This window comes from Porphyromonadaceae bacterium W3.11, assembly GCA_030434245.1.
In the GTDB taxonomy this organism is placed as follows: Bacteria; Bacteroidota; Bacteroidia; order Bacteroidales; family Porphyromonadaceae; genus Porphyromonas_A.
In genome coordinates this window covers 17,653-32,709 of the sequence record JAUISX010000001.1, presented here as the reverse complement: position 1 = coordinate 32,709, position 15,057 = coordinate 17,653, and the positions used below count along the sequence as shown (strand labels likewise).

14 protein-coding genes are annotated in these 15,057 nt (G+C 39.4%); 4 read left to right on the top strand and 10 right to left on the bottom strand.

The features are described from left to right. Window positions 1–2: 2 nt before the first annotated feature. Entirely contained in the window at window positions 3–2,468 is a 2,466-nt protein-coding gene (gene pheT / locus QYZ87_00125; GenBank protein MDN4752944.1) for a phenylalanine--tRNA ligase subunit beta, read from the bottom strand. Between the two features lie 446 nt (window positions 2,469–2,914). Between pheT and QYZ87_00120 the strand changes: the two genes are divergently transcribed. Together QYZ87_00120 and QYZ87_00115 are read left to right on the top strand one after the other, a co-directional pair. After that, entirely contained in the window at window positions 2,915–4,294 is a 1,380-nt protein-coding gene (locus QYZ87_00120) for a tryptophanase (protein MDN4752943.1), read from the top strand. 118 nt (window positions 4,295–4,412) lie between these two features. Further along, window positions 4,413–4,580 (top strand): 4Fe-4S binding protein, encoded by a 168-nt coding sequence (locus QYZ87_00115; GenBank protein MDN4752942.1) that lies wholly within the window; start codon window positions 4,413–4,415, stop codon window positions 4,578–4,580. 224 nt (window positions 4,581–4,804) lie between these two features. Here the strand turns inward: QYZ87_00115 and QYZ87_00110 are convergent, their stop codons facing one another. The 9 genes from QYZ87_00110 to QYZ87_00070 all read right to left on the bottom strand — a co-directional run bounded on the left by QYZ87_00110 (window position 4,805) and on the right by QYZ87_00070 (window position 12,190). Beyond that, window positions 4,805–6,856 (bottom strand): tetratricopeptide repeat protein, encoded by a 2,052-nt coding sequence (locus QYZ87_00110; GenBank protein MDN4752941.1) that lies wholly within the window; start codon window positions 6,854–6,856, stop codon window positions 4,805–4,807. Between the two features lie 12 nt (window positions 6,857–6,868). Then, a complete protein-coding gene (def, locus tag QYZ87_00105) occupies window positions 6,869–7,420 on the bottom strand; it encodes a peptide deformylase (GenBank protein MDN4752940.1) in 552 nt (183 codons plus the stop codon). Window positions 7,421–7,422: 2 nt separating this feature from the next. After that, a complete protein-coding gene (gene ruvX / locus QYZ87_00100) occupies window positions 7,423–7,854 on the bottom strand; it encodes a Holliday junction resolvase RuvX (protein MDN4752939.1) in 432 nt (143 codons plus the stop codon). Continuing rightward, window positions 7,847–8,314, bottom strand: a complete 468-nt coding sequence (gene folK, locus QYZ87_00095) for a 2-amino-4-hydroxy-6-hydroxymethyldihydropteridine diphosphokinase (GenBank protein ID MDN4752938.1) — start codon at window positions 8,312–8,314, stop codon at window positions 7,847–7,849. Before folK ends, ruvX begins: the two co-directional genes overlap by 8 nt. A gap of 13 nt (window positions 8,315–8,327) precedes the next feature. Then, window positions 8,328–9,377, bottom strand: coding sequence for a tRNA preQ1(34) S-adenosylmethionine ribosyltransferase-isomerase QueA (queA, locus tag QYZ87_00090; protein ID MDN4752937.1), 1,050 nt, complete (start codon window positions 9,375–9,377; stop codon window positions 8,328–8,330). A gap of 24 nt (window positions 9,378–9,401) precedes the next feature. Beyond that, window positions 9,402–10,082, bottom strand: a complete 681-nt coding sequence (truB, locus tag QYZ87_00085; GenBank protein ID MDN4752936.1) for a tRNA pseudouridine(55) synthase TruB — start codon at window positions 10,080–10,082, stop codon at window positions 9,402–9,404. Window positions 10,083–10,151: 69 nt separating this feature from the next. Beyond that, complete coding sequence (locus QYZ87_00080; protein ID MDN4752935.1) at window positions 10,152–11,006, bottom strand: undecaprenyl-diphosphate phosphatase; 855 nt, start codon at window positions 11,004–11,006, stop codon at window positions 10,152–10,154. Between the two features lie 9 nt (window positions 11,007–11,015). Beyond that, the gene (locus QYZ87_00075) at window positions 11,016–11,279 is read right to left on the bottom strand and encodes a DUF3098 domain-containing protein (GenBank protein ID MDN4752934.1); all 264 of its coding nucleotides are present in this window, start codon (window positions 11,277–11,279) and stop codon (window positions 11,016–11,018) included. A 26-nt stretch (window positions 11,280–11,305) separates the two neighbouring features. Then, window positions 11,306–12,190: a permease-like cell division protein FtsX gene (locus QYZ87_00070; protein MDN4752933.1), complete on the bottom strand. Its 885-nt coding sequence runs from the start codon at window positions 12,188–12,190 to the stop codon at window positions 11,306–11,308. 865 nt (window positions 12,191–13,055) lie between these two features. Here QYZ87_00070 and prfB point away from each other — a divergent pair. Together prfB and efp are read left to right on the top strand one after the other, a co-directional pair. Beyond that, a protein-coding gene (gene prfB / locus QYZ87_00065) for a peptide chain release factor 2 (GenBank protein MDN4752932.1) occupies window positions 13,056–14,166 on the top strand; the annotation gives its coding sequence in 2 pieces (ribosomal slippage) (window positions 13,056–13,118 and window positions 13,120–14,166; 1,110 coding nt in all). A 42-nt stretch (window positions 14,167–14,208) separates the two neighbouring features. Continuing rightward, complete coding sequence (gene efp / locus QYZ87_00060) at window positions 14,209–14,778, top strand: elongation factor P (GenBank protein ID MDN4752931.1); 570 nt, start codon at window positions 14,209–14,211, stop codon at window positions 14,776–14,778. Window positions 14,779–15,057 lie beyond the last annotated feature (279 nt).

Sequence of the window (15,057 nt, the reverse complement as noted above, 5' to 3'; positions counted from 1 at the left end):
AATTATCTTAATTCAGCACCAAGTGATTTGTTTAGTGCGTCATATATTTTATTCATTGTTTTATCAATCACTTTGTCAGAAAGTGTTTTCTCTGGATCTTGTAGTTCGAAGTTTACAGCATAGCTCTTCTTGCCTTCTGGTAAGTGATTTGAATCTTCATACACATCAAAAAGAACGATGCTCTTAAGCAATTTGCCTCCTGCCTTTCGTGCTACTTGTTCAATAGCAGCAAAGGTAACATGCTTATCTACAAGTAAAGCAAAATCACGCTTAACGGCAAAGAACTTAGGGATAGGAGTGAACTTCACTTCTCTATTCAAAACGCGATCCATGATAGGATTCCACTCAATCTCAGCAAAATAGACTGGCGTAGAGATATCATGCTTCTTTAATAGCTCTCGGCTAACCAATCCCCACTTAGCGATAGCATCGCCCCCTCTTAGTGTAATAATCTCTGCCGCTTCGTAAACTGCGGAGTCACCACTCTTCTCAATTAAAAGCTCCGACTGGTTAAGCCCAAGACGTGTCAGCACGTTCATCAAGACAGCTTTCAATTCGTAAGAAATAGCTTCATACTCTTTTCTAGCCCAATGCATTGGAGCAGCATCTCCTGTCATCCATAACCCTAACCTAAAGTTTTCGACAAACCCAGCAAGTGGCGATTGTTCACCCTCTTCAGCTCTGCGATAGCAATTACCAAACTCAAATAATCTTAAGTTGTGGGCTTGACGGTTAAGGTTGAAATTAATGGTCTCTAAGCCACCATGAATGAGTGTCATTCGCATAGTGGATAGATCACTAGAGAGCGGATTCATTACTTGTACAGCTTTCCCCTTTTCTATCTCATCAAGATAGTAGACTGCCTTAGATAGTGAGTTATTCAGAATCTCATTAAATCCAGCACCAACTAGTTGTTCACTAACTTTTTGCTGCATCTGAATACTAATGTCAGTAGGTGTATTTACACTAATGGTACTTGTTAACCTCTTACTTTCGGGGTACTCGTTGTAACCATAGATCCTAAGAATATCCTCAATCACATCTATATCTCTAGTGACATCGAATCTATATCTTGGCACCTCCAACTTTAGAGCTCCATTATTATTTTCCTTAACCTTTATATCTAAAGCTTCAAGAATTTCGATGATTTTTTCCTCTGAGATGGGGAGTCCTGTGAGGCTTTGAACGTTTTGAATGGTCAGATCAACCTTGTATGGCTCTAACACCTCAGGGTATTCATCATATACACGGCTAGCAATATGTCCTCCTGTCACTTCAAGGATTAGCGAAATAGCTCTCCTCATGGCATCTGGTATCTGCTCAGGATCCAAACCTCTTTCAAATCGGAATGAGGCATCAGTATTAAATCCATAACGACGAACACTTTTTCGAATGAAAGTAGGATCAAATGTAGCTATCTCTAGGAACATATTTTTAGTATCCTTCGTCACTCCCGAATCTAAGCCTCCCATAACACCAGCCAAGCACATTGGCTTTTCAGCGTCAGCAATGACCAAGTCTCGCTCCATTAATTTAATCTCATTGCCATCCAGAGTCGTTAAGGTCTCACCATTTTTAGCCAGTCGTACCTGAATTTCATCCCCTGTAATCTTATCCAGATCAAAGGTATGTAGCGGCTGTCCTAATTCGAATAAGACATAATTAGCAACGTCCACCACATTATTGATAGACTTTTGCCCAATAATCTCCAAGGCATTTCTAAGCCACTTAGGGCTATCCCCCACTGTCATATCCTTGATGACAATACCAGAGTACCTTCGACAAGCTTCAGGAGCAAGGAGAGATAATGTAACAGGCTCTTCTTCGATTGCTTTGACTTCAGGAAGCTCAGGTTTCCTCAAGGCTGTTTCATAACCATGAGTCTTGAGATAAGCATACAGATCTCTAGCTACGCCATAATGACTAGTACCATCGACACGGTTAGGTGTAATCTCTACCTCAATGATATGATCAGAAATCACCTCAAAATAATCCTTTGCCAGAGTCCCAGCTGGTATATCTGAAGGGAGTACCATAATACCACTCGCATCAGTACCAACACCAATTTCAACTTCCGAGCATATCATACCAAAGGACTCTTCACCACGAATCTTACCTTTCTTAATAACGAATGATTCCTCACCAGAGTAAAGGGTGGTCCCAATAGTGGCAACCACTACAGTCTGCCCAGCTGCAATGTTAGGTGCACCGCATACTATTTGTACTGGACCATCAGGAGAAAATTTACTGCCTAAATCTACTGTAGTGACATGGAGATGATCCGAATTAGAGTGCTCCACACAGGTAAGCACCTTACCAATAACCAGACCTTCCAAACCACCACGTATCGATTCATGCTCCTCGACAGCAGCCACCTCCAACCCAATTGAGGTTAGGATTTCAGCCACTTCACTAGGTGTTTGGTCAAAATCAACATATTTTTTTAACCAAGAATACGAAACATTCATAATCTATCTATTTTTTAATCAAAAGTTGTCATCATCAAGAATGTGGCAATCACCCACATATTACCTGCAAATTTAATACTTTATTTGATTCTATACCACCCCCCAAGCTTTCACATTTGCTTGCTGCATTTCGATTGAAGAATATTTCCCTAAACCAAACGATTTTCAAATCGATATTTATCTAAATATAATTCCTACAACTACCACTCTTATAAGATTATTAGTTGGATAAGAGGTCTAAATTCCTGTCAACTCAACATTTCTGATCACAAGTAATTTATTCTATTAGTGAAGTAACATTTAGAGATGTTACACGATAGATTTGTTAACAAAAGTGATAATAAGGGATTTATTTATTCCACTTAGAGAATATATGTATATTTGATATACACTCTATATTTGGAGCATAACTGTAATATTAAAACATAAAAAAACACAATTTACTTATGAAACTACCTTTTTCGGAATCCTATCGTATTAAGATGGTTGAACCTATTCATAAAAGCACTTACGAAGAACGTGCTCATTGGATAAAGGAAGCGAACTATAATCTTTTTGGTCTCAAGAGTCAACATGTCTTTATCGACCTCCTTACCGACTCTGGTACAGGAGCGATGAGTGATAGGCAATGGTCAGGAATAATGTTAGGAGACGAAAGTTACGCAGGAGCAAGCTCTTTTTACAACATGAAGGAAGCGATTAATAACATATTAGGCTTCCCTTATTTTCTACCAACGCACCAAGGAAGAGCTGCTGAAAATGTATTGTATTCTGCTACTATAAAAGAAGGAGACATCCTACCCGGAAATTCTCACTTTGATACCACTAAGGGACACATCGAATTCAGAAAAGCTGTTGCACTAGATTGTACCATTGATGATGCAGCTGACACCGAAAAGGAAATGCCCTTCAAGGGTGAAATGGACCTTAATAAACTGGAGGATTGCTTTAAAAATAATCCTAAAGAAAAAATACCTATGTGTGTCCTTACCATTACAAATAATACAGCTGGAGGACAACCTGTATCCATGAAAAACATTCGTGAGACAGCCGAACTTTGCAAGAAATACGGCATCAAACTTCAGATAGATGGAGCAAGATTTGCTGAAAATGCATACTTCATAAAGATGAGAGAAGAAGGGTACAGCAGTAAATCCATTAAGGAAATCGTAAAAGAAATGCTTAGCTATGGTGATATCATGACCATGTCAAGTAAGAAAGATGCTATCGTCAATATGGGCGGTTTCTTAGCGATGCGTGATGAAGAACTATACCATAAGTGCCAGATGTATAGCATCATGAATGAAGGATTTCTTACCTATGGTGGTATGAGTGGTAGAGATATGAATGCTCTCGCTATCGGACTTGATGAGGGTACTGAGTTTGACACTCTTGACTCTCGCATCAAGCAAGTAGCTTACTTAGGACAAAAACTTGACGAGTATGGTATTCCATACCAAAGACCTGCTGGAGGACATGCCATCTTCTTGGATGCTAAGAAAATACTAACTCATGTTCCTAAAGAAGAATTTATAGCTCAGACACTAGGTATCGAACTCTACCTAGAAGCAGGTATAAGAGGCGTAGAAATTGGTTCTCTATTAGCAGACAGAGATCCAAAAACTGGAGAGAATAGATATCCTAAGCTAGAGCTGCTAAGGCTTGCTATCCCTCGAAGAACCTATACAGACAATCATATGAATGTAGTCGCTGCTGCGTGTAAAAATGTATTTGATCGCAGAGAAGAGATTACGAAAGGATATGTTATTAAGCGAGAGTTACCAGTAATGAGACACTTTACTATTGAATTAGATAAAGCGAAGTAAAGGATTAGCCATAATAGATACCTATAAGTAGGTATTATTTTCAAATAAAAGTGTATATTTGCAGTGGAAACTAAAAGTAATAATTAATTTATACACTAAATAATTTGAATTAAACGTTATGGCACACTTTATTGAAGACTCTTGTATCGCTTGTGGCACTTGCCAACCAGAATGCCCAGTTGACGCAATCTCTGAAGGCGATATCTATGTAATTGACGCTGATGTTTGCATCGACTGTGGTGCATGTGCAGAAGCTTGCCCAACCGGCGCTATTGTAGCTCAGTAATTTAATTACAACATACAAGCTTAAAAGAGCTCTGTGGAAATTTCCATAGAGCTCTTTTTTATTATAGTTCGTTTGATAAAAGTTGAGGACAGAAGGATACCCTATTCTGGGGATAAGATACCTCAAAGTGTATCATCCAAGAAATGCCATCTTGTATGAATTTCAAGATAAAAGGTAAACAAATACCATTGAGACTTACCGACTTTTATAGAGGCTTAACCGCTTTATTTCATTCTACGGATGATAGAATAGGCTTTGTAGAATCCTAAGTTACCTGCGGCACTTAGATCGGAATCTCCTTTATTCTTCTCACCAATAGAGTAATGTGCAAGTCCTCGATTGTAATATGCAGCTCCCATCTTGGGCTCAACAGATATAGCTCGATCATAGTACTCAATTGCTTCTATATACTGTCCTAGAGATGCATAAATATATCCTATATTGTATAGTGCTGGAGCATAATCTGGAACTAGCTTAAGTACGGTCTCTAAGTCTTTAATCGAGTCTTGAGCTTTTGCTTTTTTTAGCAAATACTCTTTTGAGTGGTTAGGATCTTGTACGAGATCAGGGGTATTGCTCTTTTGTTTATTCTCAAAATCAACTTCCTTCAGAGTTGCTTCGTAAGCCAGATACCTTGACACCGCTCTCTGAAATAGAGAGGCTGGATCATCTGGCATGGAGTCTAAAATTAATGAGAATGTCGCTATAGCCATCTCGTGATCTCTAAGCGTTACCTGATCCATAGCGTACTTTAATAGTTTATCAGCACTCATCAATTCATTAGGGTTGAATTCTTGGACCCGCTGTAAATGCATGTCTACCATATCCTGACTTAATTGAGGAACATGTCTTACCACCTGAATAGCATATTCGCTCTCTGGTAACTCCAACTTACTGGCATACTTACTAACGGCTTCGCTCCTAATCTGCTCACCAACGACCACATAGTAAGAGAGCTGATACATAGGTTCAGGAGATATAGCTACATCTCTATCCTGAACACGACCTCTGATGCCGTCCTCCTTATATAAGTCATTATATCCTTTCTGCTGACTATTATAGACCAACATCTTGAACTTTTTGATATTCTTGTCACGATCATCTCGAACATCGTTCATCTCAGACGCCTCTTTGTCGGCTTTGGCCTGCAAGTCAGCAGCTTTGCTAAGAGTGTTGGAGTCGTACATGAGTTTAGAGGCCTGATATAAATCTTGTTTTGAGTCATGGGCTAATCCCATCTTCTCTTTTGCTTCGGCTCTTTGAACATAAGCTGGTACAAAGGTTGGGTACCTCTCAATAATCTTATTGAGGTCTGAAATAGCCAAACGATAATCACCTATTTCATTAGAAATAATAGCTCTATTGAATAGTGCAAAATAATTTTCGGGATCCAGCTGAAGCACCCTATTGAAGTCCTCCTGTGCTGCATTTCTCTCCCCTACCTGTGTGCGTAATAGTGCCCTATTATATAAGGCTAATGAGTTATTGGGGGCTAAATCTACTGCCTTAGAATAGTCAGTCATAGCACCTCTAATATTCTTCCTTTGATATCTAATCAATCCACGATTGATGAATAGCTCTGGCACTTTATTATCATAGTGAATGGCTTCATCCATGTATTGCTCCGCTTTCTGATATTTAGACTGATCATACGCGATTCCTGCCATAGCGATGTAAGCACCAGTCAGATCTGGAGAGATTTCTATCGCTTTTTCGAATAAATTGATCGCTGTGATGGTATCATTTTGTTCAAGATGAAGTCCCCCATCAATCATATATCCAGGAGCATAAGATGGGAAAAAACGTTGAAGATGATCCAGGGCTTTCCTTGCTGATATCGTATCATTCATAGCAACATTCAGTAGAGCGGAGTTATGGAGTGCCCCCTTATGATCTGGATTACTATTAAGCACTACCTTATAATCCTCAATAGCTAATGAATCCTTACCCAAGGAGTGCCTAGAGATTGCTCTCAGATAATAGGCTTCACCAATATATGGATTTCTCTCAATACATGCGTCTGAGTCAATCTCTGCTCCCAAATAGTCATCCAAACTAAATTTTGCCAAGCCCCTATAGTAATAGGGCTCAGCTCTATTCGAATCATTCTGAATCGCTGAGTTAAAATACTGAATGGCTAATACGTAATCCTTGAAGTATATGGCATTCAAACCGATTGATATCACTCTATCAGTATCAATCTGTGCTTTGAGTGGAGTTGCTAATCCGCCCAGTAATAGAATGTATAATATCCAGATACTCCAAGCCTTTTTCATGACAATTATATTCTACTTTGTTACCATCTTATAGCTCGCCGACACATTGCCACGACTCATTTTCTGAAGTTTTTTCTTAACCATTTGCTTACGCATTGGGCTAATTTTATCAGTAAATAAAGTTTCCTCCAGATGGTCATATTCATGTTGGAACACCCGAGCATTGAAGTTATGCAATGTCTCCTCTACTAGTTCGAAACGTTCATTCAAGTACTTAACCGTGACAGAGGCTGGTCGCTCCACCTTTTCAGAAAGACCAGGTAAACTCAAGCATCCCTCCCACATACTCACAACCTCTTCACTACTAGAGATAATCTCTGGGTTAATCACAACCCTCTTAAAGTCCTTACTATCCTCAAAGTCTTCTGCAACTGGAGAGGCATCAATGACAAATAAACGAATGGACTTTCCCACTTGGGGAGCAGCCAAACCTACTCCATCCGACTGGTACATGGTCTCAAACATATTTGCAATAAGCTTCTCAAGACCTGGATAATCAGCTTCTATCTCTTTTGTCTCCTCTCTTAGAACATCTGTTCCATATATGTATATCGGTAATGTCATATCTATTTGTAGCTATCTTTATACACTTTACTTTCCATAAAATCCTGAAGAATGATTACAGCACTGACCTCATCAATTAGTCCTTTTTCCCTTCTAGCCATCTTCTTAATCCCCCCCTCTATAACTGCTCTATGAGCCAATACGGAGGTATATCGCTCATCGTAAGGGATAATCTCCATATCTGGTAATAATTTCTTCAACCTATTCACCACGGGTCTAATGTACTGCATACTCTCGGACTCCGTATTATTGGCCTGCTTCGGTAGTCCTATGACGATCATATCAACTGGCTCTTTGGCACAATAATCCTTGACCCAGTCGGGTAAAAGATGTGTAGGCTGATAACCTAAGCCACCAGGAATGATCCTCAATGGATCAGTCACAGCTATACCACACCTTTTTCGACCTATGTCAAGACCTAAAATCCTACCCATTTTGCTTTCCCTCTAGCTCCATGATGCTCTTATGAGTGACAGGATCGATAACGTTAGCAGCTATATCGAGCATCGGACGTAATACAAAACGCCGCTCCCTAAAGTGAGGATGAGGAATTTGTAATTTCTCATTATCAAGAATAAGATCTCCGTACAAAATGATATCTATATCACAAGTTCGGTCAAAGTGCTGTCCATTCTCACTTTTTCTATCTCTTCCTAGATCCAACTCTATTTCCTGAGTCACCCTCAATAACTCAAATGGCTCTAAATCTGTTACCACTTTAATCGCTTGATTAATAAATGGGTGTTCTGAAACAAAGCCCACAGGCTCTGTTTCATACTCCTCAGAGCATCGCTCTATCTGCCCTACTCTCTCATTAATTAGTTGGCGAGCCTTTTCCAACTGCTGGCGTCTATCCCCCAGATTTGCACCTAGTGCTAAATATACTGTAGTCACTTCTTTTTATTAATCAGATGATGAGCATTGCATCTCCATAGGCACCAAAGCGATACCCTTCTTCAATGGCCACCTTATAAGCATTCATTACATTGTCGTAACCTCCAAAAGCAGCCACCATCATCAGTAACGATGAATATGGCATATGGAAACCTGTAATCATAGAATCTGCCACCTCAAAATGATACTCAGGGAATATAAACTTTCCAGTCCAGCCATCATAAGGCTTGATAAAGCCGTCTGTGCTCACACATGTTTCGACAGCTTTCATGGAAGTGGTACCAACAGCACATACTCTTTTAGAGCTTCGAATCGCATTATTCACTAGATCACAGCAATCCTCATTCACTATCATTCGCTCTGACCCCATCTTAAACTTAGATAAGTCATCGACATCAATCTCAGAGTACATAACCCTGCTTGCATGTAGGGTTAGATATGCAAAACGACAATCCTGCAACTCGAGTCGCTTAAATAGCTCTCTACTAAAGTGAAAACCAGCAGATGGGCCTACTACAGCACCCTCTTCAGTCGCATATATTGTTTGGTATCGTTCTTCATCCTCAGGGACTACTGGACGTTCAATATAGTCAGGAAGTGGAGTCTCCCCAAGAGCAAAAAGTGCTTCCTTAAACTCTTCGTGCGTACCATCGAACATAAACTTTAGGGTACGCCCTCTTGAGGTAGTATTATCAATAACTTCAGCTACCAAAGAATCATCCTCTCCAAAGAAAAGCTTATTGCCAATCCTAATCTTACGAGCTGGATCCACCAATACATCCCAGAGTAATGACTCTTTTTTCAACTCACGTAACAGAAAGACCTCTATCATCGCATTGGTTTTCTCCTTGTTTCCTAATAGCTTAGCGGGGAATACTCTGGTGTTATTTAGGATAAAGACATCATCCTTTCCGAAATACTCCGTTAGATCCTTGAACAGCTTATGAGTAATCTCCCCCGTCTTTTTATTAAGAACCAACATCTTGCTCTCATCCCTATGGTATGATGGATGTAGTGCAATCTGCTCCTTTGGTAGTTTGTAATTAAATTGTGAAAGCTTCATTTATCCTTCTATATATCTATATAATTAATTGTATTCTTCTAATTTTTCTCTGATGTAATCCTGAATTTGCTCTACTTGAATGGCTTCATTTACATCAAAGTCCCCTACCCGTGTACGTCTTAGCTGGGTGAGGTGTGCTCCACTCTCTAGAGCTTCACCGATATCCCTTGCAAGAGCACGAATGTATGTACCTTTTCCACAAGTTACTTTGATATCAACATATGGCATTTTGTACTTAATTAGCTCTATGTCATATATCTGTATAGTCTTGGGTGCCAAGGTCACCTCCTCTCCTTTTCGAGCCATACTATAGGCTCTTTTACCATCTACTTTCACAGCGGAAAAGACAGGTGGCACCTGTGATATCTCACCCACAAATGTTGCTAGTACATCTCGTACGCTATCCTCTGTAATATGACTCGTAGGATATGTGGCGTCCACCTCCTTCTCTAAGTCATATGAAGGTGTGGTCTCTCCCAGTTTCAAGGTCGCATAATAGACCTTTTGTTGCTTCTGGACTTCCTCTATTTTCTTAGTGTATTTACCAGTACATAAGACTACAACACCAGTAGCCAATGGGTCAAGTGTCCCCGCATGTCCTACCTTCATACGTTTGACGTTCAAGGCACGACTAAGCTGATTACGAAACTTATATACTACATCAAAACTAGTACGTCCATAAGGTTTATCAATGACCACAAACATTCCCTCACTAAAGGGGTTAGGTGGCGGTACTAGAAGTCTCTTACTCTTTATATCGTCTGTCATTACTCCTTACTGAAAGATCGCTAAGTCCATCCCTAATAGAATCATCAAAATGATGGCACCACCGACAATGATACGATAAATTCCGAAAGCAAAGAAACCATGCTTCTGCAAATACTTGATAAAATACTTTATCGCTATCATTGCCACTATAAATGAGACCACATTTCCTATGATTAGCGTCTCTATATTATCACTCAATATACTGAGATTACCATTTTTCCAAAACTTCAATAGTTGATATACTGAAGCCCCTAACATCGTAGGCACCGCAAGAAAGAAGCTGAATTCAGCCGCAACCTTTCGTTTCAGGCCCACGGCCATCCCTCCAACTATAGTACACATGGAGCGTGACATGCCAGGCAAAAACATTGCAATAGTTTGAAAAAGTCCAATAACAAAAGCATTGTTGTAAGTCACAATACCGCTCATATTATTCTTAATCAGCTTATCAATAAAAAGCATAATCACCCCACCTACAACTAGGTTAACAGCTATAATCCACGTAGAGCCTAGTGCCTCATCCACCCAATCACTAAATAAGAGTCCCAAGACGACAGCTGGGATAAGCCCGACTAGTAACTGAAAGTAAAAACGGAATCGGCTCAAAAATCGCCTTATCTTAGAATGATTCCCATGCCACATATCACTAGGTAGCTCAAAACGAAAAAAACGCTTAAGATAGAGAACCACTACTGAAAGGATAGCCCCAAACTGTATCATCACGGTAAAGGCTTTCACATACTCTGTGCTTTCAATTCCCATTAACGCCTGGGTAATTACCATGTGACCAGTACTAGAGACTGGTAAAAACTCTGTTAATCCCTCTACAATAGCTAATATGATTGCTTCGAAAACGGTCATCCTTGCTTCTTAATTATCACTTTTATTTGATTTATCCTTCCAAATCACAGCCACCAATACGCCTAAATATCCAATCGTCAGTATTATCGGTGCTACACTCGTCCGCATAGTGTTGAATACCTCAGGATTGAAGCTAACACCATCTTCGGATTTTCCACCTCCCATTAGTATATACCCTATTACAATTACGACTAAAGACAGTAGCAAAATAATCAAATTCTTCAGGGTAAAGCCATAGGTTTTATGGACCACTCCTTTGTTGTTATCTTTCATAAAATCAAATCTGTATCTATAGTAAATTAAGCTCGATATAGCTTATTCACATCCATATGTAAGTATTTAGTGACCGCTGAAGCAGCAGAGAACCATGAAATTAAAATACCTGCAATCAGAACTACTACTGCCACGATTACTGAATTTGTATCGGTCAGTACTGCACGCATTAATGGATAGTTAGTCACCATATAATACCATGCCCAACCCAATAGACCAATAGCAATAATGGCCGCAATTATTCCACTCCAGACATTGTATCGAATAAAGGGACGACGAACAAAACTACTCGTAGCCCCGACCAATTTCATCGTATAAATAGAGAATCTCTTAGAGTAAATAAGTAGTCTAATAGTATTATTAATCAGCACTATCGAGATAAGCAAGAGCAGTGCTGCCACCACAATCATCACTAAGGTCATCGTTTTGATATTCTTATTGAGCTCATCCACTAAATCATTTTTATAACTAAGAGATTCAGTCAATAAGTACCCTCCTAATTTATCTTCGACAATACTAATACTATCCCTATTAGATACATATTCAGCATGTAGCTGGACTTCAAAAGTAGGAGATAGTGGATTCCATCCAAGAAAATCCTCTGGATTGTCACCTAACTCTTTCTGAAGCTCGGCAAGGGCTTGCTCTTTAGAATAATAAGTGACATCTTTAACAAACGGTTCACTCCGTAACTGACGCTCCATTAGGGATATCTCTGATGGCTCAGCATCCGGAGATAACAGTATCGTAAAGTTAACACTTTCACGGACATAGTCCTTCAATCCATTCCCCACTAACCCAGTCATCGTCACTACACCAAGCAGAAAAAGTACCATCGAAATACTGATGATGCTAATAATCCTAGAGTGTATAAAGTTAGGTGATCCCTTCTTTCGTTTTTTTTCTGACATATATTCGTACTATTATCAATCCGTAAAATTGCTACAACTCCCTGCAAATATACTAATTATATCTTTTCTTTTGGACACCCTAAGCCCAAAAAGATGGGTTCATGACGATGAAGAACTCAGAAGAAAGAGTATTATTCATCGTTATTATGACACCTAATAGGTCCATAATCATTTAAGTACACACAAACATGACCTCCATTTTTTTTCAAAGGGTTTTAACTAACTTTCATACGATCTTTATTCATTAATCTCTAAACAACGAATTGATAGACTTTTTTCAGAAGAAAACAAGAGAAGACACTCCTATATTGAAGATGAAATTCTTCTCATAGGAAACATTTTTTCTTCTCATATGAAAAAAATATTCTTCACATAGGAACCGTTTCTGTTTATTATAACTAAAATCTTATCTGCTCTTGCCTTCCCTCAAAAAAATCTCATCTCAATGATTGCCATACGTCTTATAGCTTTTATATCAACATATTATAGGTTTATTCTTAGTACATGATAGTATCCCGAAATTTATCTTCAAAACAGTGTACGAATGGTTGGGAAAATTAGAATATACATTTATTATCACTAAAAAACTATTCTGCCTTTTTAGTTGACATCTAAGAGACATAAAAAAATACACATCAAAAGAGCATCTATAAAGTTCAATACATCACTTTGTATCCTATAATTGTAAAGAGGAAGCCAAGCACTAAAAACACCCAGAGTAAGACGGCAATCGATAAATATGCAACCAAACAGAGACTTAATAGCTAAATAACTACAAAAAATATAGCATTTTTTTAGTAGCTTTGCGTGATAAATCGTGACGATTCACGAACGAATGTAGAACCAAATCATAACTATTTAACTTATGATAACAGCAGACCAATTACAGAATGTATTGGAGCGCCGCGATGCGCTAAGGGGGTACCTTTGACATCGATGAGAAGAAAATACAGCTGCAAGAGGAAGAATTAAGAACTCAGGACCCACATTTCTGGGATGACCCCAAAAAGGCTCAACTCCAGATGAAGGTAGTCCAAGGTATCAAAAAGTGGATTGATGGCTTTGAGGAGGTTGATAACTTCGCTGAAGAGCTCAAATTAGCATTTGAATACATAAAGGAAGACCTAGTCACAGAGGAAGAGATTGATGATCTCTATGCTAAGACCATAGCAACCATTGAGGATTTGGAGCTTAAGAATATGCTTCGTGCAGAAGAGGATCACCTAGGAGCTGTACTTAAAATCAACTCAGGTGCAGGTGGTACAGAAAGTCAGGATTGGGCATCAATGCTATTCCGTATGTACATGAGGTGGTGTGAATCACAGAATTACAAAGTTACTATTACCAACTGGCAAGATGGTGATGACGCTGGTATAAAGACAGCTACCCTACAGGTGGAAGGCGACCTCGCCTATGGTTTTCTTAAAAGTGAGAATGGGGTTCACCGTCTAGTGCGGGTATCACCATATAATGCTCAAGGGAAACGAATGACATCATTCGCCTCAGTATTTGTAGTACCCCTCATTGACGACTCCATAGAGATCGCGATTAATCCCGCCGATGTTTCTTGGGATACCTTCAGATCGGGAGGTGCTGGAGGACAAAATGTCAATAAGGTGGAGACTGGAGTACGCTTACGTTATAACTACACAGACCCTGATACAGGCGAAACGGAAGAGATCACTATCGAAAATACTGAGACTCGAAGTCAGCTAGATAATAGAGAGAATGCTATGCGACTACTGAAGAGTCAATTGTACGAAAAAGAGCTTCAACGGAGAAGAAAAGCACAAGCCGAAATTGAAGGCTCTAAGAAGAAAATCGAATGGGGTTCTCAGATACGAAGCTACGTATTTGATGATAGAAGAGTAAAAGATCATCGGACTAATTATCAGACATCTGACGTTACAGGTGTCATGGACGGAAACATATCTGATTTCATTAAAGCCTATTTAATGGAATTTTCAGGATCATAACTTTTAAAGAGGTAATTTGATAATCATAAAATATAATTTATAATGGCATCAACAGCAGATTTTAGAAATGGCATGTGCCTCGATATCGATGGCAACTACTATGTAATTGTGGAATTTTTGCACGTAAAGCCTGGTAAGGGTCCTGCGTTTGTACGTTCAAAACTAAGAAATATCGAAACTGGTCGTATCCTCGAGAAGACTTGGAGCTCTGGGGTAAAGGTAGATGAAGTGCGTATAGAGCGTCGACCATACCAATACCTATACAAGGATGATATGGGCTTGGTCTTTATGCACCCAGAGACATTTGACCAGATTCATATCCCAGAAGAAAGAATCGAAGGCGTACAGTTCCTAAAAGAAGGCGACACTGTCGAAGCTATGGTTCACGCAGATTCTGAACAAGTATTAACTTGTGAATTACCTGCACACGTAGTTCTTGAGATCACCTATACAGAGCCTGGTATTAAAGGAGATACTGCTACCAACGCTATGAAACCTGCAACAGTAGAAACCGGTGCTGAAATCCGTGTACCATTATTCATTGACAATGGAGAGAAGGTTATCGTGGATACTCGCGAAGGTGCATACGTAAGTCGTGCGAAAGAAAACTAATATCGCATCTTAATACCCCGCACTACATTAAAGATCGAGGGTGTATCAAACACAGTTTTGATACACCCTCGATCTTTTAATTTATCCCCCACCCCTCACATACATGACATTACATAGCAATTATTGGTGTCCGATAACTCAAAGCATCCCCTTGAAGCATTTCTATGGCGAGAGTGCCGATGCCATCAAGATCCAAATATGGGTAACCCTGATAGTGGATCTGATCTGCTTTTGATGGTAATGAAAAGTGGGTTAACGCACTCTTGGAGCTTCTCTGGA